Raw genomic sequence first — 24,405 nt, 5'->3', positions numbered from 1 at the left:
TTTTTGGAGCACTCAGTGACAGAGACAGCAGAGAAGGACTACACCGTACCGGCACTGGCACGCGGTCTTAATATTCTGGAGATGTTCAGCCATCAGCAGCGCGTACTGAGTACCAATGAGATGGCGGAGTATCTGGGCGTCAGCAACTCTTCGATCTATCGTATTGTTCAGACTCTGACAGAGATGCAGTATTTGAAGAAAGTGGCGCGCAATACCTACGAGCTGGGTCCGGCCGTGGTTTCCCTGGGATTTTCCTTCTTAGCCAGTCGCGACATCATCGATGTGGCGGCACCGCACCTGAATCATCTACGTGATGCGACTTCGGTCTCCTGCCACCTGGCCATCCGGGACGGTCGTGACACTATTTATATCTATCGCGCCCTGGCATCACAGCGGCTGTCGGTGAATGTACCGGTCGGCACCCGCCTGCCCTGCCATATCAATGCGCTGGGCCGGGTATTGCTGAGCGGTATTAGCGATGAAGAGCTGGGACGACTCTACCTGGGAACCCAGCTGGACGGCGTACCAAAACCCAATCCGCAGAGCCTGCCTGAACTTCGCCAGCGGATAAAAGAAGAATCTGAGCGGGGATTTTCGATCAGTCAGTCCGACTTTGCCACTGCACTGGCGGCCCCTGTCCGGAACTACGCCGATGAGGTGGTGGCTGCAATTAATATCTCAGGGCCCGATATCTTTATGCAGGGCGAAGCGATCAGTCAGGAGATCACTTCAAAATTGCTGGCAACGGCCAATGCGATCTCCGCTGAGCTGGGGTACCGCAGCCAGTAAAAGAAGCCTGTCTTTTCCGACTCATCATTAGCAGCAGGCCCTGCTCCCCCGCTGCATTTTAGCGTTCACCCGGGACAGTGTCCGGTCTGACTGTCTTTCCCGGGGTGGCTTTCCAGCATTACCGATCCGCCAGGTTGTCATCCGACCGGAAAAGATGGCGACCATCCTCAGCCCGCCAGGTCTTCTGGCCCGCAGCTCAGAAACTGCGCGGTAAACTGCGCCGCCGGCATCGGTTTACCATACAGATAGCCCTGGCCACATTCACACTGTTCGGCTGCCAGGAAATGATCCTGCGCCGGCGTCTCCACGCCTTCGGCAACCACGTGCAGGTTCAGGCTGCGGGCAAAAGCCAGAATGCCGCGCACCAGTTCCTTATCCCTGGCGCTGTTTTCCAGGTTTGAGATAAAGCTGCGGTCAATTTTCAGGGTATCGAAGGCATAGCGCTGCAGATAACTGAGTGACGAATAACCCGTGCCAAAGTCATCCAGCGAGACACGCAATCCCAGTCGGCGCAGCTCCAGAAGGCGCTGCTCGGCCTGATGTTCTGCCTGCAACAGCACACCTTCGGTTATTTCCAGTTCCAGCAGTTCGGGGTCCAGGCGATAGCATTGCAATAGCTGCTGAATATGGCCGACCAGCTGGCCGTCACGAAACTGCACCGGCGATATATTGATTGCGATGCGCAAAGGAAAGCGCGCCATCGCCTGCCATTGTACCGCCTGCTCAATCGCCTGACGCAGCACAAAGTTACCGATCTCAATGATCTGGCCGTTGCGTTCCGCCAGCGGGATAAAACGATCCGGGGGGATATTTCCCAACTCCGGATGATGCCAGCGCAATAACGCCTCTGCCCCCAGCACCTGTTTTGTCCGGGTACAGATCAGTGGCTGGTAGTGCAGTGCCATCTGATGGTTTTTCAGCGCATCGACCAGATGGGTTTCCAGCTGGTAGCGATCCTCAATTGCGGACAGGGTCCCGGCATTGTAAAGACAACAACTCTGTTCCTGCTCCTTACTGGCACTCATCGCCGCACTGGCCTTCTGTATCAGCGCCGCCGCATCGTCGCTGTCCGATGGCGCTACCGCAACACCGGCATTCAGTAACAGGCTGATCCCATGCCCATAGATTGAGATAACCGGAGCCAGAGCCTGAAACAGTTGCTGCTGCAGCTGCAGAGCCTGATCGGTCACGGCCTCAGCGGATATCACCACGGCAAACTCGTCGCCGGTGGTACGGGCAACAAAATGCTCGGCCGCCAGCGACTTACACAACCGGGAAGCGATCTCCAGCAACACCTTATCACCCACGACATAGCCGTAGCTGTCATTGATCGACTTGAAGTTACGCACGCCGATATAGAGCACGGCGGTTTCTTCTGCGGCATCTCCGTCGGTATGCCGCTGCAGCTGATGGGTCAGGTAATCAACCAGGCTGAAGCGATTGGCGATACCGGTCAGGGCATCGAATTCCCGGTTATAGGCCAGCGTGCGTTCTATTGAGGTTCGATGATCAATTTCACGACACAGTTGCTGGTTCAGCCTTTCCAGCTGCTGTGTGCGCTGCCTTACCCGCTGTTCCAGCTTTTCGTTGGCGTGTTCCAGCTTCCGCTGTTGGTAAAGCGTCGCCAGATCCGCTTCGATGGATGACTGAAAGCGTTCCAGTAGTTGCCGAGAACGGGGGCTATAGCGATTTTCGCGGCTATCAAGCATGCAGATGGTGCCAAACGGGGTCTCATCCGGCCAGTTAAGCGGCAACCCGCAGTAGGAGATCATGCCGAGCTTGATATCCGGGTTGTTATCCCAGTCAGGGTCCGCCAGGGCATCGGCCACCAACAGCTCGGCACAGGTATTCACCACCGTCTCACAATAGAGGCCATTGCCCAGCTCAGCCATCTCATGCTGTTCATAGGGATTCCCCTCTGTCTGGCTGCTGGCAAACACCTCAATCTCATGCGGATGTATACGCATAATCAGCGATGCCGGTATGGCAGACAGCTCAGCTATGAGGTCAACGGTCTGCTGCCAGCCCCGTAGCATCTGATCGGGTATCTCAATACTCTGCGTGTTTGTGTCCTTCATAGCCCCCCGCCTCAACGTGGTTTGGCAATCCGCCATCTTAAAAGCCGCAATAACAATAAGTGATTTTGCCACCGATATAACACATTTTTCCCCGGGATGCCCAAGACTTCGGCCTCAGTCGGCGACGAATGTCGCACTGTCCCCCAAACGAAAAGCAGCCTGAGCAATGCTCAGCGACCTAAGACAATCAACGACGTCAGGCGTCTAACCAGGCATGCAGTGACGGTGCGGGCAGCGGTGGCTTAAGCCCTGAGGCGGCTCGGGGAGAAGCTATGCAAGGCGGGCCGTGATAACCGAAACGGGTCAGTTTATGCCGATGTCCGGTAGCGTAGTATCAGAGCAACAATCTCATGATCGCTGGCGGCATCTTGCAGTGACTCATTGAGGGAGCGACGCTGGGGGAGTGAGATATTGAACTTATCCCGCAGGATCTCTTTTACTTTATCATCCGAATCCGGATCGAATTCCTGCCCTGCAAAGATACAGACTCGCTGAAGAATAAATGCTTTATTCGACATGAAATGAACTTCCTGTGTAGTGGATAGGATTGTGCGTTTAGCTGAGAAGCCGCATACAAGTCGGTCAGGCTGTCAGCCTGTGGGAACCCGGCCTGGCCAGTTCTACCGCGAAAAAGCTCGCAGAAAAACCTCGCAGAGCGCCACAATACTCAGATCTGACAGGCACCTTCTGCTATCGGCGCGTCATTCAGCCTGACGGCAAAAACGATCGGCTCAAAACGCGGTGCTGGTCTGGGTGGATATGGACGGATTCTGACTGCGGAGATAGATAGCCTCGGGCTGGTTCGCAGCTGTTCCCTGAGAGACTTAATTTGGCTGTTCTCACTACCATCATACTCCTACTGCCACAGATCGTCTAAGCCAGACACATTCATCGCCCGGAGACCCGGCACCGCTATCCGCCCGGCGCAGGCTGGTAGCACCATCTGGCTACTCGCCCTGCGGGTTCAGGTTCTCGCTGAGCAGCTGCTGGCAGAGTTCAGAGAATACCTGAGCCGGTGGAGCCAGGCTGCGCCCGGCCAGAGTCTGAATGCCGATTGTACGTTCTACCACCGGTGACGAAAGTGGCAGCCATATCAGTTCAGGATGGGCCCCTGAGGTGGCCATACGTGGCAGGGTTGTGATACCGACATTACGCTCCAGTAACGGATAGAGCGACATCATGTTTGATATCCGATAACGCGCCCCCTCCATCACTTCATGCAATGGTGTATGCCTTAGTAACCTGACGGTACCGTTGTAGATCAGGCTCTGCCCCTGCAGTTCGCGCCAGTGCAGCGGTCGGTTGAGCTGCGCTATGGGATGCTGGCGGCTACAGACAACGCCGAGAGGATCGCTGAACAGGGGCTGGAAGCGTATCTGATCAGTCTCGGCAACCCGGTTGCCCAGCGCGATATCGACCTCCCCCTGCAGCAGGCGCTGCTCGACACGCTCAGCCGTATCGTCCTCCAGCGACAGTTCTACCTCGGGGCAACGCAGGGTGAATTCGGCCAGCACTTCCGGCAGTAACTGGCTGGCGACAGAGGGAATCGAAGCGATACGGATCTGTCCGGTCTCACCCCGGGCCATCGCCAGCAGATCGGCTTCAAGGCGTTCGCTGCGCAGCAGCATATCCTGTATCCGGGGCAGGCAGGCTTCGCCATAGGGGGTCAGGCGCGCCTTATTACCATGTTCGAACAGGGTCTGGCCCAGGCTGTTTTCCAACTCACGTATCGAACTGGAAATAGCAGCCTGAGAGCGGTTAGCCCGTGCTGCAGCGTTACGGAACCCCTTCTCTTCAGCCACCAGCGTAAAATGCCGCAGCTGCTGTAACTTCAAGCCCATCGTCGCACAGACCTCTTCTCAGATAATGCACCAACAAAGTGCAATCAGTTTTTCTTAACAAATTTCAAATAAAAACAATTGGCCCTATCACTGTTATAAACCGATCATTCTCCTATTGGAAATTTTTTTATGCTTCGGTAAACGATAACTTATTTGAATATTCGGAAATTGCCCATTATCCGAACAGGCCGAAGCACAAGCAGCAATCCCATAAGGCTGCTGTATAAATGGTTTAACGGAGAGGAGCTGAACACATATGACGACTCGTACACTGACTCTGGCACAGATCGAAGAGCTGAGCTTTAACGCACTGGTAGGTGCCGGTACTTCTGAGAACGGTGCCCGTTCACTGGCGCGCGCGGTGGCAGCAGCAGAACGTGACGGTATTAAAAGCCACGGTCTGGTCTATGTACCGAACTACTGCGAACACGTACGTTGCGGCAAGGTCATCGGTAAAGCAGAGCCTCAGGTCAGCACGCCTTCTGCGTCTGCTGTCGTTGTCGATGCGGGTAGTGGCTTCGCTCACCCGGCAATCGATGCCGGATTCGAAAAGCTGATCGAACTGGCGAAAGAAAACGGCTGTGCCGGCCTGGCCATCCGTAACTCTTACAACTGCGGCGTACTGGGCTATCACACTGAGCGTCTGGCAGAACAGGGCCTGGTTGCACTGGGTTTCACGAACGCACCCGCTTCCATCGCACCGGTCGGCGGTAAGAAGCCGGTCGTCGGTACTAACCCGTTCTCTCTGGCCACGCCTGACGGCCAGGGTGGCGTTGCATTCGTACTGGACCAGTCCGCCAGTGTCGTCGCCAAGAGCGAGATCATGATGCATGCACGTGCCGGTAAGGAGATCCCTGAAGGCTGGGCACTGGATGCTGACGGCAACCCGACAACCGATCCGGATATCGCACTGAAGGGCAGCATGGCGCCAAGCGGTGGCTACAAAGGTTTCGGCGTTGGTCTGGTAACAGAGGTTCTGGCGGCAGCACTGTCCGGTGCCACGCTGGGTACTCAGGCAAGTCCTTTCTCCGGCACTGCCGGCGGCCCGCCTAAGACCGGTCAGTTCTTCTTTGCGATCAACCCGCAGACGTTCTCCGGCGAAGCATTCGCAGAACGCATTACCGATCTGGTGGCTTCTATCGAAGATCAGCCTGAAGCCCGCCTGCCGGGTCAGCGTCGTCTGAAAAACCGTGCGATTAACGATGAGTCTGAGATCGAGATCAGCGCAGAGCTGCTGGCGAAGGTCGAGGCTTTCGTTAGCTAAGATCGCCGCGTGACAGGCTGTAGCAAACACCCCGCAAATGGCAGCATTTGCGGGGTGTTTTGTTTCTGCAGCTGGCCATGACCGCTATTCGGTTGCCAGCATCGCGACTCCCTGCCGGTAACCCAGACCGCCGTTGCCATGCACGGCTCCCAGTGATGCGTCGGATTGCAGCAATGCCTGATACATGCTGATCAGTCCGTTCAGGGCCGGATTATTCCAGGGCCCCTTAGCCAGATTCATTCCGCCGGTGACGGTCAGCGGATACCGGGCGACAAATTCCGCCAGCTGCTCCGGCCCGCTCACCAATCCACTTTTCAGCATCAGTGCCATCGGAACCACCGGATAGCAGGTGTAGCTTTCCAGCAAGGCCTTGCGCTCACTGAACTTCTGTTTAAAGTATCCGCCCGCTTGCTGGTCAGCCTGCTGCCAGGCCTGCCCCAGATGCTCGTAGTCCGCAATCTGCCGCAGTTGCTGCGGACCATCCTGCTCCAGAAATCCCAGCCCGACACCCTTGACCTCCACCACCTCTGTCGCCGGAATATCCAGCAGCTGCGCCGTTTCCTGACTGCAGAGCAATAACCTGCCATGAAAGTCCACCAGCGGATTAGCACAGTCAACACCGCGAAACAGCGAGGTCAGGGGCTGAAACCAGCGCTCATCCTGAGTCACCGGCTGGCGCATCACATTGCGATAGCTGCACTCATAGTTGCTGTAGAGCTGCTGGCAGAGTTCACGGAAGGTATCGGCATCAATCCCCTGACGGCGGGCGAACTCATGGGCCAGATCATCGTAAGCCTGGGTAATCGGATACTCATCGCCGTATATCGCCATCAGCTGATGGCGTTGCTCACGGCTATAGCCGGTCTTCAGATTATCCTCACCGCGAATCACTACGGCGGCAGTACCGGCTTCAATCAGCGCTTTTGCCTTCGCCAACGCTTCGATTGGCGCACAGCCGCTGCGGAAGTGGTCCTCCTGTCGCGGGGCATGCCAGCCGGTACTCAATGGCTCAATCACCAGTTCCCGGGGTGGCAGGCCAATCTGTTTCAGCTTCTGCTCCAGTTGCAGGACAGGTTGCAGGCAACCTTCGCCTTCAGCAGTTTTGCCGGCGGCCACTATCAGCGTCTTTGACATCTGCGCACCTCAGGATGATTAGTCGAACAGGCAATATATCAGGGAAAACACCTATCTGCTAACGAAGAGTATCCAGTGACAACCTGAGGCGCGCATCCGCCAATACCAGCGGTCGGTCGCTGGCACAGGAAATTGACGGTTATCAAGTCGGCCAGCAGGTACAACTGTTACCTTGTTGGCATCAAATGATTTCGAAGGAAAACAGCATGGAACTGATCACTGCCAATAACATCCCGGGTGTCGCGCTGGACTTTATGAACCACGATCACCAGGAAGCAACCGTGCTGGCAAACAGTCTCTATCAACTGATCGAAACTGCACGGGAAGACCGCTCTGCGCTGGAGCGGATCAGCTCTGAACTAACCGCACTTTACCAGCATAATGCCGAGCATTTCGCCCGGGAAGAAGCCGAAATGCAGCGCTACGGCTTCCCGCCATATGATTGTCACAAGGGTGAGCACGAGCGCGTACTGGAAGAGATGCGCGTGGTACTGGGACGCTGGGAAGCGGAACAGGATCTGGATCAGCTTCACGGCTATCTGGTGGACACCATGCTGCCCTGGTTTATTAACCATATCGGTACCATGGACACTGTCACCGCGATGTTTATATCCAACCAGAAATAGACTTTGGTTCTGCCGCGGCGGCCGGACAGGGTCGCCGGGCGGCAGTCATTGATCAGCTTTTCGTTACAAACATCTCATGGGCTTCATGCCGCCGCAGTATATCCTCTACCTCGGGCTCGGTTTCGTCGGCAATCATTACCTTTAGCTGGCGGCTCTCCTCATCCACGTATATCTGTTCCTGAGGGATGCCGGTCGCAATCAGGTCTTCACGGGTATTCCTGATCTGAAAGGCGGAATCGTAGCTTCCGGTCACGGTAATCGTCATGAGGTTACCCTCCTCTGAGCAGCAGACCTTGAATGGTCACTCAACTTGCAGAATAGATAGGCCTTGACCATGTGTCCACCTGCCGTCACCGGCCATCAATACCGGTACATGCCGGCCGTTACCGGATCGTCATTAGCGGCGAGGCTATAACGGTGCTGTCAGCTACCGGCGTGATTGTCTGGTGGCGTAACCAGCGCATCCGCCACACCAGCGCACACCGCTCCGGAATCGATCAGAGTAACCTTTTCAGAACCTGCGCAAAGTCGTTGCGAGCTCTCTCCTCCAGCGGATGACGCCCGGCTGCAACCTGCTGCTGTCCGGCGACATAGACATCAAGCACCGGATTTTCGTTCAGCGCGAACACCCAGCGATTAATCAGCTGCTCCGGCTGCGCGGTGGCGATAAACGGATGGCTGTTATCCAGCACGATAAAGTCGGCACGCTTTCCGCTGGCGATCTCTCCCGCTTCAATGCCACAGGCCCGGGCTCCGCCCTGTGCGGCGGACCGGTAGAGGAAATCACCCACCACCGGATTATTCACGCCATAAAGCCGGTTACGTTGCTGGTCGCGCAGGCGCTGGCTGTACTCGAGTATTTTCAGCTCCTCACTGATCGACAGGCTGACATGGCTGTCGGACCCAATCCCGAAGCGCCCCTGATGTTGCAGATAGTCGGTACCCGGAAAGATCCCGTCCCCCAGATTGGCCTCGGTGCTCGGACAAAGGCCTGTCACGGCACCGCTGCGGGCAATCCCTTCGACCTCGGACAGATCGAGGTGAGTGGCATGAATCAGGCACCAGCGACTGTCCAGCCCGACATTGTCCAGCAACCATTGCACCGGACGCTTACCGCTCCAGCCCAGGCAGGCATCCACCTCCTTTTGCTGTTCTGCAATATGGATATGAATCGGCCACTCCGGCGAATGTTGTGCCAGCACCTGAGTAATCTGTTCCGGCGTCACGGCGCGCAGGGAATGAAAACAGCTACCGAGCCGATGCCTGGAGCCGGCCTCCAGCAGGCTGTCGAGCTGATATTGCAGCGCCAGGTAGTCCTCCGTGGTATGGATAAAACGACGCTGACCAGAACTCGCGGGCAGGCCGCCAAAGTCGGCATGACTGTAGAGCACCGGCAACAGGGTTACGCCGATTCCGCTGCTATCGGCCGCCGCCAGAATACGCTGGCTCGTCTCCGCCGGGTCGCTGTAGGCCTGACCATCCGGCTGGTGATGCAGATAATGGAATTCCGCCACCTGGGTATACCCGGCCTTCAACATCTCGATATAGAGCTGGCGGGCGATCACCCCGACATCTTCCGGAGACAGCTTCGCCACGATGCCATACATCAGCTCCCGCCAGCTCCAGAAACTGTCAGCGGGATTGCGGCAGACCTCCGCCAGTCCGGCCATCAGGCGCTGGAAGGCATGCGAATGCAGATTCGGCATCCCCGGCAATACCGGCCCGGCCAGCCGGATCACCTCTGCATCGGCATCCTCAGCCGGAGCCTCGGCGCAAATCCGCACAAAGCGCCCATCTTCAACATCGAAGCGCACATCGCTGCACCAGCCCTCAGCCAGCAAAGCCGTCTCTGCAAAGTAACTTGTCTTCATCTGTAGTGTCCGACTGATCCTGTGAAATTAATACCTGTGCTATAGCCCGTTGCGTTGCGGAATGCCGCTGAAACAGACCGTAACACACAGAATTATCGCCACCAACCCTATTGTATATACATATATGTACATTAGAATTCACAACCGGTAAAGTGCTTAAATACAGTCAGAGTTATAGCCGTTCACAGGAGATAGATGATGCTCAGCGCCGCCTTTGAATTCCGCCCCGGCACCACGCCCCTGCTGGTCAGCATGCCCCATGCCGGACTGAAGCTCAGCGACGCGGTTAGCGCCGGACTGTCAGATGACGCTAAATCGCTGCCTGATACGGACTGGTTCGTGCCTGAGCTGTATCCGTTTCTGGCGCAGATGGGTGTCGGCGTGATCAGCGCCAACTACTCCCGTTATGTGATCGACCTTAACCGGCCGGAAGATGACCAGCCACTCTACGCGACAAAGACCACCGGCCTGTTCCCGCAGATACTGTTTGATGGTTCGGCTACCTTCCTGCCCGGTCAGGCGCCGGATGACCAGGCACGACAACAGGCGATCGCAAAGATCTGGCAACCCTATCACCAGCGCCTCCGCGCCGAGCTGGACCGTCTGAAAGCAAGGTTTGGCTACGCGCTGTTATTTGACGCCCACTCCATCGCGGCCGAAGTACCGATGCTGTTTGAAGGCAGACTGCCGGACTTTAACCTTGGCACCCATGATGGCGCTAGCTGTGATCCGGCACTGGCCGCAGCACTGCAACGGACGCTGCAGCAACAGTCCGATTACAGCCATGTGCTGAACGGGCGCTTTAAGGGCGGCTATATCACCCGTCACTACGGGCAGCCGGCTGAGAATATCCATGCCGTGCAGCTTGAACTGTCACAGGCGACCTACCTGCAACAAGGCGCAGGCTATCAGCTGGATAGCGCGAAACTGAAGCACCTGCATCCCCAATTACAGCAACTGATTGAGACGATGCTGGCATGGCAACCGGACAGTCAGCGCTGACGCCGGTAATGGGTCTGCTGCATTGCATCCAGCACAGGCGTGGAGCTGACATACTCAAAATCCAGTGCCCGGGCCAGGTGACCGAACAGCGGTATCCCGCTGCCCAGCAGCACGGGTATCTGGGTAATGATCAGCTCATCAATCAGGTCCGCCTGCAGAAACCCCTGTATCGTCTGTCCGCCATCGATATAGAGGTTTTTATAGCCGCGCTCGTGTAACCGATCGACGACCTCAGGCAGATCACCAGCGACCAGTTCGACATTATCCCGGTACTCTTCCGGTATCTCCGTCAGGCTGTTACTGAGGACAAACACCGGCTTTTCATAAGGCCAGGGCAGGTCAAAGCCACATACGGTGTCGAAGGTATTGCGCCCCATTACCAGCGCATCGATCTGAGCCATAAAGGCAGCCCAGCCCATATCAACATTATCGGGATTGGGAATCTTGTCTAACCATTCCAGGCCCCCGTCTTTGTCTGCAATATAGCCATCCAGACTGGTAGCGATATAAACGAAATTAGCCATAAAATCTCCGAAGTATCGGCCCGTGAGGCGCTGGATAGAAAAGGCTGCCAGCAGCTTCACGCCGGTTACAGCGACTGGACAGAAGCGACAGATCAAAGTTGCAGCAGCCCGCGACTGCAACCTCGATCATTCCGCTGATTACACCAGCAGGTTGGCAATCAGCCAGGTCGCGGCGTAACCGGCGGTATAGGCCGCCAGCATCCAGTGAACAAAGCGCAGGTAGCTGATGAAGGTCAGCTCCGACAGCTTGCTCATAGCAATCACCCCGGCCGCAGATCCGACAATCAGCAATGAACCTCCCACCCCGGCAGCATAGGTCAGGCAGAGCCAGTCGGCCTTATCCATCTCGACACCCGATTTCAGGATCGCTGCCGTTAGCGGCACATTATCCACCAGGGCTGACAGCAGCCCGACGAAGTAGTTGGCAAACAGCGTGGGCATATACTGGTATAGCAAGGGTAGCTGATCCAGCACTTTGAGCTCTTTCAGCATCCCCACCAGCAGCAGTACGCCGAGGAAGAACAGCAGGGTATCGAACTCGATATCGCGCATATATTCGAGGATATTGGGGCGTTCCTTACGGCCACGATAGATCAGCTGGTAAGCCAGGAACATCACCGACAGGCCAAACAGGAAACTCAACAGCGGCGGAACCCGGTAGAACACACTGAGAAACAGGGTGCTGCCGATGGTCGCCAGAAACAGTAAACCGATCAGCTGATCCTGCCATGCCAGCGGACGCTTAAACTTTGGCATCTCATAGTGCTTTTCATCAGCGCCGCGCAACAGGCAGCCCAGTAACACCAGCACCCCCACCGTCGCAGCCGGTATCAGCAGGAACAGATCCACCACACTGACCTTGTCCGCCAGGAAGATCATCAACGTGGTGACATCGCCGGTAATCAGCGCCACACCGCCGGAGTTCACCGCAAATACCAGCAAGGCCGCAAACTTCAGCATCTCCTGCTTTTCCAGCTTCAGCGACGCCAGCAGCGACAACATAATCAGCGAGGCGGTGATGTTATCCGCCAGCGAGGAGAACACCAGCGCCAGTACCGCCATCATCAGCATCAGCTGCCGCTGGCTCATCGCTGCGGGCAACAGGCGGTAGACAATCTGGGTAATTAACCCCTGCTGGTTGAGATAGGTTACGAAGGTCATCGCGGCCATCAGGAACAGCCATAACGTGGCGATTTCCAACAGGTTTTCGTTCAGGGCTTCTTGTATTGCAGCGGCACCATGGCCGCCCTCGGGGAAGACGAACGCCAATATCCAGACCAGAGATCCGAGAAAAAGCGTCGATTTAGCCTTATTGATATGGACCACATCCTCCAGCACGATCAGGACGAACGCGAGCAGAATCAGCCACAGTTGTAGCGTATGCATTTTTCAATCACCAAACCCGGGGATCACGCCGATAGCGCTACCCTCACCTACTTTATTTTTATTTAGGAGTCGACACAGCCGGGGGACATGCTGAAAAAGGCTGATTTAAGGACCCTTTAGCACGGCTGTGCGCAGGGGATTATCCGGCGATACCCACACTAAAGTCGAGGCTGAAATCTGATCAATCGATCAAATCGGAGCAGTATCTGAATTTAATGACGCCGGGACAAAAGTCAGACCGCGCCCAACTTACCCCGGAAACTCAGCCAGACTGTGGCGGCTGAGCGGCGTTATCTGCCCGGGTGGGGTGACCATCAATCAACCTGAAAAGCGCAGGAGATAACGCTTTGCCATCCGCGAACAGGTCTGCAGTAGAACTGGATCGGGTCTGAAGTCATGCGGGCGACGACCACTCAATCGAAAAGCGGCGAGGTCTCCCCCGCCGCTTATCTTTCAAGTCGTGCCGGTTCAGATTTTAACGGCCGGATGCCCGCAGATTCTGTACCGTAAACTTACTCGCCGGGCTGAGGGCCGGGTTGACCTGGCCCTTAAACTGACCGGTGGTACAGTGCTGGGCCTGGATATCGATCATGCTGAAGGCATCATCGATCGATACGCCGGTACCTTTGTTGGATGGCAGATGGTAGTCAGGGTGAGCCTGGCCGATGGTCCAGACCTTCCACATATCGCCCTTGCGGTCGAAGGTGATGGTACGCGGGATGGTAAAGGTCTGGGCATCCATATAGTGGATACGCTTGCTGATCGGATGGTTCGGGTCGATCGGCGTGGCCTCCACTTCATAGACCTTACGCAGCTGCCAGCTGATATCCGGGAAGCAGCCCCCCTTACCGGTAAAGCTCACCACCTGATAGCCATCGTCATCGCTGTGGGTTTCGCTGTCCAGTGCCTGCTCATTGTGGTTATAGAACGGCATCAGCATGGTACGGGTGCCTTTATAGGTCCACTTCATATCACTGATACGACCGTTATAACCCTCAAAATCCTCGATCATAATATCCGAGCCGAGGAAGGCATCGGTCACCTGACCGCTGGAGAGGCGACGTACCCGGCGCTGGAACCCCAGATAGAGATAGGCATTATCACGCTTGGCATCATCCTCATAGCGGTGGATCAGCAGCTGGGTGTTCTTGACATCAAACGGCTCCAGCACCTGTACATAGATACCGCGGAACAGGTTGGAGGGGTTCGGCGTAATGGCCGGTGTCGGTTCCTGCTGGGTACGGTGGGTGTAGTTCAGGAAGTGGAAATTAAACTTCAGGGTACGCTCGACCTTGCCGCTGTCCATGCTGCGGAACTTCCAGTAGAACGGCGAAATCGCGGCAGAATCGCCCCAGTTATAGCCGTACTTGTAGTTCCAGGCCAGCTTTTCACCGGCACGGGGATCACTGGCAGAGGGCTCCTGCGGGAACGGACGTCCGGCATCAGCCCCGCTGATCTGACCCGGCTCTGCGCCCAGGGTCACGCCGCCCATATTGGCCCGGGTGGCGTTAACATAGCTTTCATGCAGATCAAACGAGGTGGTTTCCCCTACCTTGATACTGTAATCACCGTTCTTGACGAAGTTAAACATCGCCGGGTCCAGCCGGGCCTTAAACTGATCGGCATTACTGCTATTCACCACCGTACCGGCACTCAGGCCATCGACCTGCGGAACGGCATTGCGATAGGGATAGAAGGACTCCTGCAGGTCATCTTCGGTCATTGCGGTCGCCACTGCGGGCAAGGCTGCCAGCAGGGTCAGGCTGATTGCTGCTTTATAACTCATCTTTGTCACCTTTTATTATTCTGATCAGAAGCTGTAACGCAGGGTTAGCTGAATCTCGTCTTCTTCATTGGCCACGCCGATCGGGCCGTTTCTGAAACGTGCCAGTGGCTCGTAGTCGTTGGTACCGGAGCCGTTAACGCTCCAGTCAAAAGTCTCCTTACCGCCGCGCTTGAAGTTGGCCCCCAGGGTCAGCTTCAGGTTGTCGGAAGCCAGCCATTCGACGGACGGCGCGATCGCCGTCGCATTGGCACGGAAGTCATGAGCCAGGATCAGCTGCGGGCTGAGCCGGTCATTCATCCACCAGCCCTTAAACAGCAGGGTACCGGTCCAGTTTTTCTCGAAGTCCGGCATATCTCGCTCGTGGTCGAGGATATGCTGGCCAAACAGCTGGGCGGAGATCAGGAAGGCACGGCTGCGATTGAGTGCCGGAATGATCAGGTTTTTATCAAGACCGATCACGTAGCGCAGCATATCGGTCTCTTTATGACCGTCGGTGTCCCGTGGCAGCTCCTCACCCTGGGTGTAGGTAGTCTCCAGACGCCAGATCGCATCGGTGGCTTCGGAGTAATAATCGATGGAACCACCGATCAGGTTGACCTTCGGAAAGCGGATATCAAATACGCCATCGGTGGCCGGCAGCGGTACACCCGGTGCCAGCGGTCGGAAATGCAGCGATGGCAACTGCTGGCGGTAGTGCAGGGCATTGACGGAGAACGTGGCGTCGCCGTAGACCCCTTCCCATTTCAGCCCCAGCTGGGTGTTTTCCAGCTTCCAGTCCGGGTCTTCCACATCGTGGATAATCGGCACTGAGGAACTGTAAGGGTTTACACCGCCCGGGAAAGCACCGCCCGGCAGCAGGTTCAGGTTCATTGACGCGCTGAAGAAACAGCCTGCGTCCAGGATACGATAGGCCTGGCCGCAGGTACCCAGGTTACTCGGGCGGAACTTATCGAAATTCCATACCAGTGCCAGATTGGAGTCATCAAATACCCCGGTCGGCCCCATGCGCCACTCCAGCTGCGCCATCCACTGCGGGATACGGATATCTTCCAACTCGTCATAGATATTGTGGCGGGAATAATCCACCGGATTGATCACATCCAGCACCCGGAACAGGTCGGTACGGCCCCACACCACCTGCTGCTTACCGAGGCGCACCGAGAACTGATCGCCATTCTCCAGCTGCTTGGTGGCATCGATGTAGAATTCGCGCAACGCATCGAAGCGGTCGTTAAAATCGGGAAAGCGCACATCATTGCTGTCCTGATCCATGTAGCCGTCGAGGTTGTTACAGATTGTCGGATCGTTCTCACAGGGCAGCGGCACACCGGAGGTCAGGAAAGGCCCGCCGGTGGCGTCGCCCTGGGGATGCCAGTTAGAGCCCAGAAAGGGCTCGCGGGCATCTTCGCCAAACTCGTCGTCATTCAGGTCGTAGACACCGTCATAGGTGGCACGGAATACCCCGTTCAGGGTGATATTGCTCCAGCTCCCCCGATTCTCCAGCGGTTTTACAAACTCCGCCTGGGCGGTATTCCGGAACTTAGACAGTCCCACGCTTTCTCGGTAATAGGTGGCATTCTCAACAAAGCCGGACCAATCAGCATCCGCCGCCGTTGCCGTCCCCCCCTGCACCATCGCCAGGGCCACTGCCCCGCCTAGTACCAGTGATTTTCTGTTTGTTGTTATTTTTGTCATTACTGATTAACCCCTCAGGCTTTTATGTCAACCACAGACACCCCTGCAGCACGCTCCGTATGGATCACCCCATCTGCGTCCGCATAGGCCTTACATATAAAATCGGGTTTGAAGACCAGCACCCAGCCAGGCACCAGCAACATGGCAGCCGCACCGTTAAGCACCACCATCACGATCAGCAGCAGGGCCGCATCGGCCTGAAAGCGCAGATCGGACAACAGCACCCACATCACGATGCCGGCAATCAGCGTAATGGCGGTGAAACTGACCGCCAGTCCCGTGGTACTGATGGCGCGCTTCACTGCGCCCGCCAGATCCTGCTGCGCCACCATCTCTGCGCGTATCCGGTCCATCATGTAGATGGAGTAATCGATCCCCACACCGACCCCCACAGCGATAATCGGCACCGTGTTGATGTTGATTCCCATCTGAGTGATGCCCATATAGGCGTAGGTCAGGGTGGTGGCGAACAGCATCGCCATAAACATCATGGTGCCGGCCGCCAGCGACTGGTAGAAGAACATCACGAACAGGAAGATCAGGCCGAATACCAGCGGCAGCACCCAGAGGTTGGTCTCATAGGCGGCCTCATTCATCGCCGCGGTAACGCCGATGGTGCCGCCCGCCAGGCGGATGCTCAGCCCCTCGACCTTGCCCTCATTGGCTTCGATCCATTGTTTGGCGGTATGGATCGCGCGGCGGATCGTCTCGCCCTGATGGTCCTTGTAGTAGAACACCAGGTTGGCCACCCGCTCGTCGGTATCGACAAACTCATTCAGTGCACCGGGAATCGGACTGGACATCATGTAGGTAAACATCAGGCCACCGACATACTGCGGGTCATCCGGAATCTGCGCCCAGCGCGGATCATCGTTGTGCAGCAGACGATTGACCTGTTTTACCAGATCCGGAATCCCCTTAGCCCCACCCACTTCCGGATCGAGCAGCATATGCTTCTCAAACTCCGCCAGCGCCGCCAGCACCTCTGGCCGCTTGATACCGCCCTTCTCCGTGGTCTCGGCGACGATATACAGCTCTTCAGAACCGGGGAAGCTGTCATTCACCGCTTTCGAGGAGAGGTTGTAATCATGACTCTGATAGAGGATCGGGCTGCCCGGCTCGGACTCACCGATCACCACCTTGGAGGAGAAATACCAGCCCGCCACCAGCATCACCGCGGCGATCATCAGCGCCTTCTTCGCTGCCCGCTCACTGGAGATCAGCTCGGCACAGAAGTAGCCGACATTACGGAAGATATTGTGCCGCACCTCGGTATTTTTCGGTTTCGGCAGTATCGACAGCAGTAACGGTACCGCCAGCAACACCGTGATAATGATGCACAGCGCCCACAACGAGGCATAGTGCGCCAGCTTGGTATTGAGGGGGATCGAGCCGATGGCGATCAGCAACAGACCGATCGCATCCGACACCACTCCCAGACTTCCGGGACGGAACAGGTTATCGAAGGTCTGACGCGCGGCGCGTTTATGATCCGGGTTCTGGTTCAGCTCCAGATAGTAGCGTTCGACGATCTGGATACCGTGGGACATCGCCCGGGCCGATATCAGGAACGGAATCACCAGTCCCAGCGGATCAAGGTTATAGCCAAACAGGGAGATGATACCGATGCCCCAGATCGAGCTGACAATCACCGCCGCCAGCGGGATCAACACGCCATAGGCCTTGCGGAAATAGAACATCAGCAGCGCCAGCATAATCAGCGCCGTAAACAGGAATATCTCGATGATCTGGTCCAGATACTGGTAGGCCCAGCCCACCAGCATCGGCTGCCCGGTGGCGTGGATACGGATACCGGCTGCTCCTTCCTCCTGACGTAACTGCTGAATCTGGTTAAAGGTTGCCGCATAGTCCAGCTGCCCCTCATTCAGCTGCGCCTTGACCAGCGCCATCCGCATATCCGGACTGACCAGCGGGCCATAGATGCGCGGATCGGCGGCCACGCTGGCCTTCATCTCCTGCAATCCGGCACTGTCCAGTGCCTCGCCCTGGGGATCGTAATAGGCCTCGGAGTTGACGTTACCTTCCGGCGTCATCCACACCTTACGCGAGTTGCGGTGGGTCAGGCTGGACACCAGACTGTGGTTAACACCCGGCAGGCTATCCACCTTCTGAGTAATGCGGTGAATCCGCGCCAGGGTGTCATTGCTGAAGATGTCACCCTCTTCCACCTCAACCCCGACGATCACCACATTGGCACCGCCGAAGGAGGCCTTAATCTCATTGTGCAGCTGGATATAGGTGTGGCTCTGGGGCACCAGATCAGCAAAGTCTGAGTACATCTTGACGCCGGGAATCTGTGCGGCGAAAAATAGCGTGATTGCCAGAATCAGGGTCAGGATGCTGCGCGGATGGTTAAACACCGCGACATCCAGATTGTGTAGAAAGTGAGTGGCCTTATGAGCCTGCGGAGAACGTTTATCCATAGCGGGCGGCCTCTTATTGATTCAGATCGACGGTGAACAACGCACCCCAGCCACCGGCAACCAGCAACTGGTTGTCACCGAGACTTTCGGCATCACGCAGATAAACGGGGATTTTCGGCGCATCCAGTGCAGCCCACCGTTGGCCATTCAGCTCCAGCAGGGTGCCGTGATCACCAAAGGCAAACAGCCGCTGGCCACTGGCGTGAAAACCATAGAGGGGGGATTCGGTGCCGGTCGGCTGACTCTGCCAGCTGCGGCCACCATCAGCGGTATGCAGGATGGTGCCGTTGAGGCCCGCCACCCAGCCATTGTGCCTATCGCGAAAGTAGCCGCCCTGGGGGTAAAACTCATCGGGGATATACTCGGCAACTTCCCAGCTATGCCCGCTATCCTGACTGATCGCCAGGGTGCCGAATTCGCCGGTCACCAGCGCTGCATCCTTTGACAGGAACTGGATATCCGTCAGCACTGCATCCTCATTCAGCGACTGTGCGTTCCAGCTCTGGCCGCCATCCCGGCTGCTGGCGATGGTGGAAAAACTGCCCACCGCCCAGAGGCTGTTATCGGGGGCGCAGGCCAGCGCCAGCATATTCTCTTCGCTATCGAAGGCGGTGCGCTGCCAGTTCTGCCCCTGATCACGGCTCAGCCAGACCTCGCTTTCCAGGCTCAGTGCGGCGAAGCTCTGATCGGTACAGCTGGCTACATCGATAAAACCGGGACTGCCCACCACCTGCTGGCGCTGCCAGGTACTCGCCGACCGGTCACGGCGCAGCACCAGACCATCAGTGCCAACCGCCACCAGAGTATTGTCATTGGATGCCAGCGCCTGAAACTGGTCGGTACGCCGTACCGGCTTGGCCTGCTCCTGCGCCACACCTTCAAGATTCAGCGGCGCTTCACAACCGGACAGCGCGACCAGCACCGCCGCTGTCACCAGCGAACGCGCCAGACGCTGGGGATATGAAACCGCTCTCTGCACCCTTGGGGCAGATCCGGTTCTGATGCGCTTTGTTGTATTTATTGACGTCATCGCTCTACTTCACTAACTGTCTGAATTTCGGTGTAAACACCGTGTCAGTCAGTTAGAGCAACGCCTGTGCCAGAACGAAGACTGGCCTAAATTCGATTGACGTTGCGAATCCAAGCCATTGAAACGTATAGAGTTATTTATTTACTTCGTGAAACATCATGCAGCCTGAGTCGAAACACTGGAGGCCGCAACGGGAGGTACCTGAATGAAAAGATCATCAAATCATCAAGCGATGAATGAGAAGATTCAGCAAATCATTAAACGATTAAGCACCGCTGTGAGCTTCAGGCTGAGCGCCAGTCATCAACGCCAGGGCGCGATGGGGGTGAAGCCCTCCAGCAGGAACTCGACCAGCGCCCGGGTCTTGGCTGGCAGATGCTTTCGGTGCGGATAGACGGCGTGGATCTGCTGCGGCGCTATCTCATAATCAGGCAGCAGGGCTACCAGCCGCCCCGCCTCAATGTCCCGTCCGATCATAAAGCCTGACAAGCGCGCAATACCGCCGCCGATCAGGGCAAACTGATGCAGGGCATCGACATTATCGGAGATAAAACTACCCGTCGCGTCAACCTGCTCGGGCCCATTGCTTCCTGTAAACTGCCATTGGTTGAAACGCTCACTGGTCGAGAGCCGCAGACAGTTGTGCTGCGCCAGCTCAGCCGGGGTCTGCGGTATACCATGCTGTTCAAGATAGGCGGGACTGGCGCACACCAGCCGCTGACTCTCCCCCAGCTTGCGTGCCACCAGGCTGGTGTCTTGCAACGGCCCCAGCCGTATCGCCAGATCAACACCCTCAGCGATCAGATCCACCGCCTGACCTGTCAGCTGATAGTCGATCTCCAGCTGCGGGTAGCGAGCCTGAAACTCTGGCATCCGGGGCATAAGCTGGTGCTTGGCAAAGCCCGGCGTACTGTTAATCCGTAACAGTCCCTGAGGCACCTGGCCAAAATCGGTCAGGCAGGCTTCAGCATCCTCCAGATCGGCCAGAATAATGACACAGCGGTTATAAAACACTCGCCCGGCCTCGGTCAGGCTCAGGGTGCGGGTGGTGCGGTTAAACAGACGCACCGCCAGGCGGCTTTCCAGCCGTGATACCAGTTTACTGACAGCCGAGGGGGAGAGATCCAACTGCCGCCCCGCCGCCGAGAAGCCCTGACACTTTGCTGCTTCTATAAACACCTGCATCTCGGTCCACTTATCCAACGCCATTACCCCAATCAGTTGTGAATCAGATTCACAGATCTTATGACAGCTTTGATATTTATCTCAAAATAGCACAGCCATTAGGCTGTTAGACACCGAATGAGTGATCAGCGATTGAGCCAAAAGAGGTGTTGTGATGCTGGAGCTATATACCCACCCGATGTCCCCCTGTGCCCAGAAAGTCCGTATTGTGCTGGCCGAGAAAGGACTGGAATGGAAGAAACACCATGTAGAGTTGCCGAAGAAAGAAAACCTTCGCCCTGAATACCTGAAACTGAATCCCCTCGGCGTGGTACCGACACTGGTCGATCAGGGACTGGCCGTGATCGAATCCAGTATTATCTGTGAGTACCTGGACGACCGATACCCGCAACACCGCCTGAAGCCGGAAGACCCCTATGCGATCGCCCGGATGCGCTTCTGGATGAAGCATGTCGATAACAAGCTACATCCCTCCTGCGGTGCCCTGCAGTGGCCTTTAGTGATGCGGCCGGGTCTGATGGAGAAAAGCGAGGCGGAGCGACAGGCGTTGCTGGACAAAATTCCGGAAAAGCCGCGCCGGGAACGGCAGAAGCGCCTGGTGGAGCTGGGTCTTGATGCCCCCGATGTGGCGGATGCCGTTCGGGTTTATCGCAACACCTTGCTGGATATGGAACAGGCTCTGGGCGAGCATCGCTGGATTGTCGGCGACAGTTTCAGTCTGGCCGATGCCTCACTGGCACCCTACTTCCAAACCCTCGTCCAGTTTGGCTGGCAAGCCATCTACGCCGACTGCCCCCGCGTCAGCGCCTGGTACCAACGCTGCAGCGAGCGCGACTCCTACCGAAACGCGGTCAGCGCTGATTTCTCAGCCGAAGTGTCCGCCGACCTGCTGGAGAGGGGTAAAGCCGCCTGGGCGAAGATCCAGACCCACCTCCTGTCAATCTAATCAATCGTTTAGAATCCACACCCGGCCACTGGCCTATCCGTCTCCTAAACCGGATGCGCCAGTAGCCCAGCGACCCGATTAACTGTGCCACTGCATTAAGATAAGCCGTTACAGTTCCTGACCGAACATCATCCGGTGTCCGTCGACCGTCCTGACCGCAAACTCCCGCATCCCCCAGGGTTCATCACGTAATGGCTTGATAATCTCTGCGCCAGCCGCCTGCACCTGGGTAAAATAGTCTTCGATCTGATCCAGCACCAGATAAGCAAAGTAGGAGTGATCCCCGAGCTGGCTGGCTGACATAGCATCCGCACACTCTCCCGCCATAATGCAGACCTTACCGCTGACAAAGGCACGCCAGCCATCATCACCGATCTCCTTGATTTCGAACCCCAGCACCGTCCGATAGTAATCAGCGGAGCGCTGCAAGTCCTGTACGGCAATCACAAACCTTGAATCAATAACCATAGAAAAATCCTGTTAAGAGTGGGTCAGAGCAGACCCGACACCGGGACAGGCAATAGCATAGCCCTCGTTTCTAAATTGGTCACCGGATTGGAGCGATGCAATTCAGAGGAAAGGATAAGCAGACAGCAAAAAGCCCGCATAGCGGGCTTTTAGAATAGCGGGATTGGCCGCAATGGCAGGATCAGCGTCCCAGCGCTTTGGCCGATTCGCCGCCGATACCGAAATGCTGTTTCGGCATCTCGTTAATGATCACCCGCACGGCCTGTGGCGGGGCGTCTATGGCACGCACGATCGCCTCGGTGATCTCCCTGATCAGCGCCTCCTTCTGCTCGTCGCTGCGGCCTTCTATGATATTGATCTGTGCAATAGGCATACATAATCTCCCGGCCCGTCATGAGCCATTGATCCGGGCCACCATAGGCCACGGCAGCCTGTCTCTGCTGCCATCGCCACAGACAGGGTCGCCCGGATACCGGGTTTAAACGAACCGCGCCGACACCGAGCCAAGGCCCTGGTAGCGCACGCAGATAGAGTCACCTTTATTGACGGTCACGGCCGCGGTAATGCCGCCGGTCATCACGAAGGTGCCGGCGGGCAGTTCTTCGCCCCGCTCCCCCATCATATTGGCCAGCATCGCCACCGATGCGGCCGGATGGCCCAGTACGGCAGCACCGGCACCAACCTCCACCACTTCACCGTTAATCTCCATCACCACACCGAGGGTTTTCAGGTCGAGGTCTTTTACATCCGCCATCATGCCGCCGGTGATAAAGCGGGTTGAGGAAGAGTTATCCGCCACCACGCTTTTCAGGTCGAAGCGGAAGTTTTCGTAGCGGGAATCGATCACCTCCACCGCCGGAATCACAAACTCGGTGGCATTCAGCACATCACCGATATGCACGCCCGGGCCTTTCAGCGGCTTGTTGGTGACAAAGGCGATCTCCGCCTCGATCTTCGGATGAATCAGTTCATCGGTACGCACCTCGCCACCATCCGGCACTGAGAAGTAGTCAGCCAGGAAACCATAGCACGGGGTTTCGACCCCCATCTGGGCCATCTTGGCCCAGGAGGTCAGGCCCATTTTCATGCCGACAATCTTATTGCCGCGGGCTTCTTTACGCGCCCGGATAGCCCACTGGATATCGTAGGCATCCTTCCAGGTCATCTGCGGATATTCGTTGGTGATCTTGGTAATGTCCTGCGCCTTCAGTTCGGCGTTCTCGACATGTTCGGCCAGCACTGCGATCTGTTCATCAGTCAGTGCGTTTACCGCTTCGTTTGGCGTTTCAGTTACTGCAGTCATCAGATCAGCCCCTTCTCTTTGGCCATGGTCAGTGCCAGGTCTTCAATCATATCTTCCTGTCCGCCCACCGTGCCGCGACGGCCCAGTTCCACCAGCAGGTCACGGGCCTGAATGCCGTACTTGGCCTCGGCGCGTTTGGCAAACAACAGGAACGAGGAGTAGACACCGGCATAGCCCAGCGTCAGTGCATCGCGGTCGACACGGATTGGCTGATCCATCATCGGAACGACGCGGTCTTCCGCCACATCCATTATTTTGTAGAGGTCGACACCGCTGTTCACACCCATCCGATCCAGCACGGCGACAAACACCTCCAGCGGCGTATTACCGGCCCCGGCACCCAGCCCGGCCACAGAGCCATCGATACGACGCGCCCCCGCGTCAATCGCCGCCAGCGAGTTAGCGATCGCCATGCCCATATTATGGTGACCGTGGAAGCCGACCTCGGTGTTGGCGTTCAGCTCGCTGCGCAACAGACCGATCTTCTCTGTCACCTCGTCGGGCAACATATAGCCTGCAGAGTCGGTGCAATAGATACAGTTGGCACCGTAGCTTTCCATCAGCCGGGCCTGCTCCAGAATCTTCTCCGGGCTGACCATATGCGCCATCATCAGGAAGCCGACGGTATCCATCTCCATCTTCGCGGCCATACCGATATGCTGTTCGGAGACATCCGCTTCGGTACAGTGGGTGGCAACGCGGATGGTCGACACACCCAGGTCCTTAGCCATCTTCAGATGATCGACAGTACCGATTCCTGGCAGCAACAACGCCGAAACCCGGGCGTTTTTCATCTTCGGAATCACCGCGCTGAGGTATTCCTCATCGCTGTGGGCGGGAAAGCCGTAGTTGAGCGAACTGCCCCCCAGGCCATCTCCGTGAGTGACTTCGATCAGCGGCATGCCCGCTTCATCCAGCCCGGTGGCGATATTGACCATCTCGTCCAGGGAGATCATATGGCGCTTGGCATGCATCCCGTCGCGCAGGCTCATATCGTGGAGCGTTACGTTTTTACCTTTAATATCCATTTCTC

22 protein-coding genes are annotated in these 24,405 nt (G+C 56.8%); 5 read left to right on the top strand and 17 right to left on the bottom strand.

Annotated features, from left to right (window positions below):
• Positions 1–15 precede the first annotated feature (15 nt).
• Positions 16–789 carry an IclR family transcriptional regulator gene (locus Q354_RS0100985; RefSeq protein WP_027855975.1) on the top strand — a complete coding sequence of 258 codons (774 nt, stop codon included), beginning with the start codon at positions 16–18 and terminating at the stop codon, positions 787–789.
• Positions 790–956: 167 nt separating this feature from the next.
• On the opposite strand, the gene Q354_RS24160 is transcribed toward Q354_RS0100985, so the two are convergent.
• The 3 genes from Q354_RS24160 to Q354_RS0100970 all read right to left on the bottom strand — a co-directional run bounded on the left by Q354_RS24160 (position 957) and on the right by Q354_RS0100970 (position 4,708).
• Positions 957–2,867 carry a bifunctional diguanylate cyclase/phosphodiesterase gene (locus tag Q354_RS24160; RefSeq protein ID WP_211252176.1) on the bottom strand — a complete coding sequence of 637 codons (1,911 nt, stop codon included), beginning with the start codon at positions 2,865–2,867 and terminating at the stop codon, positions 957–959.
• 308 nt (positions 2,868–3,175) lie between these two features.
• Complete coding sequence (locus Q354_RS0100975; RefSeq protein WP_027855974.1) at positions 3,176–3,385, bottom strand: hypothetical protein; 210 nt, start codon at positions 3,383–3,385, stop codon at positions 3,176–3,178.
• 429 nt (positions 3,386–3,814) lie between these two features.
• Complete coding sequence (locus Q354_RS0100970) at positions 3,815–4,708, bottom strand: LysR family transcriptional regulator (RefSeq protein ID WP_027855973.1); 894 nt, start codon at positions 4,706–4,708, stop codon at positions 3,815–3,817.
• 256 nt (positions 4,709–4,964) lie between these two features.
• On the opposite strand from Q354_RS0100970, the gene Q354_RS0100965 reads away from it, so the two are divergent.
• Complete coding sequence (locus tag Q354_RS0100965) at positions 4,965–5,972, top strand: Ldh family oxidoreductase (protein WP_027855972.1); 1,008 nt, start codon at positions 4,965–4,967, stop codon at positions 5,970–5,972.
• A gap of 84 nt (positions 5,973–6,056) precedes the next feature.
• Here the strand turns inward: Q354_RS0100965 and Q354_RS0100960 are convergent, their stop codons facing one another.
• Positions 6,057–7,106 (bottom strand): beta-ketoacyl-[acyl-carrier-protein] synthase family protein, encoded by a 1,050-nt coding sequence (locus Q354_RS0100960; protein ID WP_027855971.1) that lies wholly within the window; start codon positions 7,104–7,106, stop codon positions 6,057–6,059.
• A 206-nt stretch (positions 7,107–7,312) separates the two neighbouring features.
• On the opposite strand from Q354_RS0100960, the gene Q354_RS0100955 reads away from it, so the two are divergent.
• Positions 7,313–7,732, top strand: a complete 420-nt coding sequence (locus Q354_RS0100955) for a bacteriohemerythrin (protein ID WP_027855970.1) — start codon at positions 7,313–7,315, stop codon at positions 7,730–7,732.
• Positions 7,733–7,784: 52 nt separating this feature from the next.
• Here the strand turns inward: Q354_RS0100955 and Q354_RS0100950 are convergent, their stop codons facing one another.
• Together Q354_RS0100950 and Q354_RS0100945 are read right to left on the bottom strand one after the other, a co-directional pair.
• Complete coding sequence (locus Q354_RS0100950) at positions 7,785–7,997, bottom strand: hypothetical protein (protein ID WP_027855969.1); 213 nt, start codon at positions 7,995–7,997, stop codon at positions 7,785–7,787.
• A 232-nt stretch (positions 7,998–8,229) separates the two neighbouring features.
• Entirely contained in the window at positions 8,230–9,603 is a 1,374-nt protein-coding gene (locus Q354_RS0100945) for a formimidoylglutamate deiminase (protein ID WP_036228149.1), read from the bottom strand.
• A gap of 195 nt (positions 9,604–9,798) precedes the next feature.
• On the opposite strand from Q354_RS0100945, the gene hutG reads away from it, so the two are divergent.
• Positions 9,799–10,605, top strand: a complete 807-nt coding sequence (gene hutG / locus Q354_RS0100940; RefSeq protein ID WP_027855967.1) for an N-formylglutamate deformylase — start codon at positions 9,799–9,801, stop codon at positions 10,603–10,605.
• Here the strand turns inward: hutG and Q354_RS0100935 are convergent.
• The 7 genes from Q354_RS0100935 to Q354_RS24150 form a co-directional block, all read right to left on the bottom strand.
• Positions 10,596–11,129 (bottom strand): dihydrofolate reductase family protein, encoded by a 534-nt coding sequence (locus Q354_RS0100935; protein WP_027855966.1) that lies wholly within the window; start codon positions 11,127–11,129, stop codon positions 10,596–10,598. The genes hutG and Q354_RS0100935 overlap by 10 nt on opposite strands.
• A 138-nt stretch (positions 11,130–11,267) precedes the next feature.
• A complete protein-coding gene (nhaD, locus tag Q354_RS0100930; protein ID WP_027855965.1) occupies positions 11,268–12,515 on the bottom strand; it encodes a sodium:proton antiporter NhaD in 1,248 nt (415 codons plus the stop codon).
• Between the two features lie 475 nt (positions 12,516–12,990).
• Entirely contained in the window at positions 12,991–14,301 is a 1,311-nt protein-coding gene (locus Q354_RS0100925; protein WP_027855964.1) for a DUF1329 domain-containing protein, read from the bottom strand.
• 24 nt (positions 14,302–14,325) lie between these two features.
• Positions 14,326–15,996 carry a DUF1302 family protein gene (locus tag Q354_RS0100920; protein WP_027855963.1) on the bottom strand — a complete coding sequence of 557 codons (1,671 nt, stop codon included), beginning with the start codon at positions 15,994–15,996 and terminating at the stop codon, positions 14,326–14,328.
• A gap of 14 nt (positions 15,997–16,010) precedes the next feature.
• Positions 16,011–18,440 carry an efflux RND transporter permease subunit gene (locus tag Q354_RS24155; protein WP_036228147.1) on the bottom strand — a complete coding sequence of 810 codons (2,430 nt, stop codon included), beginning with the start codon at positions 18,438–18,440 and terminating at the stop codon, positions 16,011–16,013.
• 13 nt (positions 18,441–18,453) lie between these two features.
• Positions 18,454–19,419 carry a WD40/YVTN/BNR-like repeat-containing protein gene (locus Q354_RS0100910; protein ID WP_051559785.1) on the bottom strand — a complete coding sequence of 322 codons (966 nt, stop codon included), beginning with the start codon at positions 19,417–19,419 and terminating at the stop codon, positions 18,454–18,456.
• Positions 19,420–19,773: 354 nt separating this feature from the next.
• Complete coding sequence (locus Q354_RS24150) at positions 19,774–20,679, bottom strand: LysR family transcriptional regulator (protein WP_051559784.1); 906 nt, start codon at positions 20,677–20,679, stop codon at positions 19,774–19,776.
• Positions 20,680–20,809: 130 nt separating this feature from the next.
• Between Q354_RS24150 and Q354_RS0100900 the strand changes: the two genes are divergently transcribed.
• Positions 20,810–21,601, top strand: a complete 792-nt coding sequence (locus Q354_RS0100900) for a glutathione S-transferase family protein (RefSeq protein ID WP_027855961.1) — start codon at positions 20,810–20,812, stop codon at positions 21,599–21,601.
• 108 nt (positions 21,602–21,709) lie between these two features.
• On the opposite strand, the gene Q354_RS0100895 is transcribed toward Q354_RS0100900, so the two are convergent.
• The 4 genes from Q354_RS0100895 to dmpG all read right to left on the bottom strand — a co-directional run bounded on the left by Q354_RS0100895 (position 21,710) and on the right by dmpG (position 24,400).
• Positions 21,710–22,069 carry a VOC family protein gene (locus tag Q354_RS0100895; protein ID WP_027855960.1) on the bottom strand — a complete coding sequence of 120 codons (360 nt, stop codon included), beginning with the start codon at positions 22,067–22,069 and terminating at the stop codon, positions 21,710–21,712.
• 181 nt (positions 22,070–22,250) lie between these two features.
• Positions 22,251–22,442, bottom strand: coding sequence for a 2-hydroxymuconate tautomerase (locus Q354_RS0100890; RefSeq protein WP_027855959.1), 192 nt, complete (start codon positions 22,440–22,442; stop codon positions 22,251–22,253).
• A 105-nt stretch (positions 22,443–22,547) separates the two neighbouring features.
• Positions 22,548–23,372 carry a 2-oxo-3-hexenedioate decarboxylase gene (gene dmpH, locus Q354_RS0100885; RefSeq protein ID WP_051559783.1) on the bottom strand — a complete coding sequence of 275 codons (825 nt, stop codon included), beginning with the start codon at positions 23,370–23,372 and terminating at the stop codon, positions 22,548–22,550.
• Complete coding sequence (dmpG, locus tag Q354_RS0100880) at positions 23,372–24,400, bottom strand: 4-hydroxy-2-oxovalerate aldolase (RefSeq protein ID WP_027855957.1); 1,029 nt, start codon at positions 24,398–24,400, stop codon at positions 23,372–23,374. Before dmpG ends, dmpH begins: the two co-directional genes overlap by 1 nt.
• Positions 24,401–24,405 lie beyond the last annotated feature (5 nt).

It is taken from the genome of Marinobacterium jannaschii DSM 6295 (assembly GCF_000620085.1).
Classification (GTDB): domain Bacteria; phylum Pseudomonadota; class Gammaproteobacteria; order Pseudomonadales; family Balneatricaceae; genus Pontibacterium; species Pontibacterium jannaschii.
The sequence above is the reverse complement of the archived record's forward strand: the minus strand, read 5'-3'. Positions and strand labels throughout refer to the sequence as shown.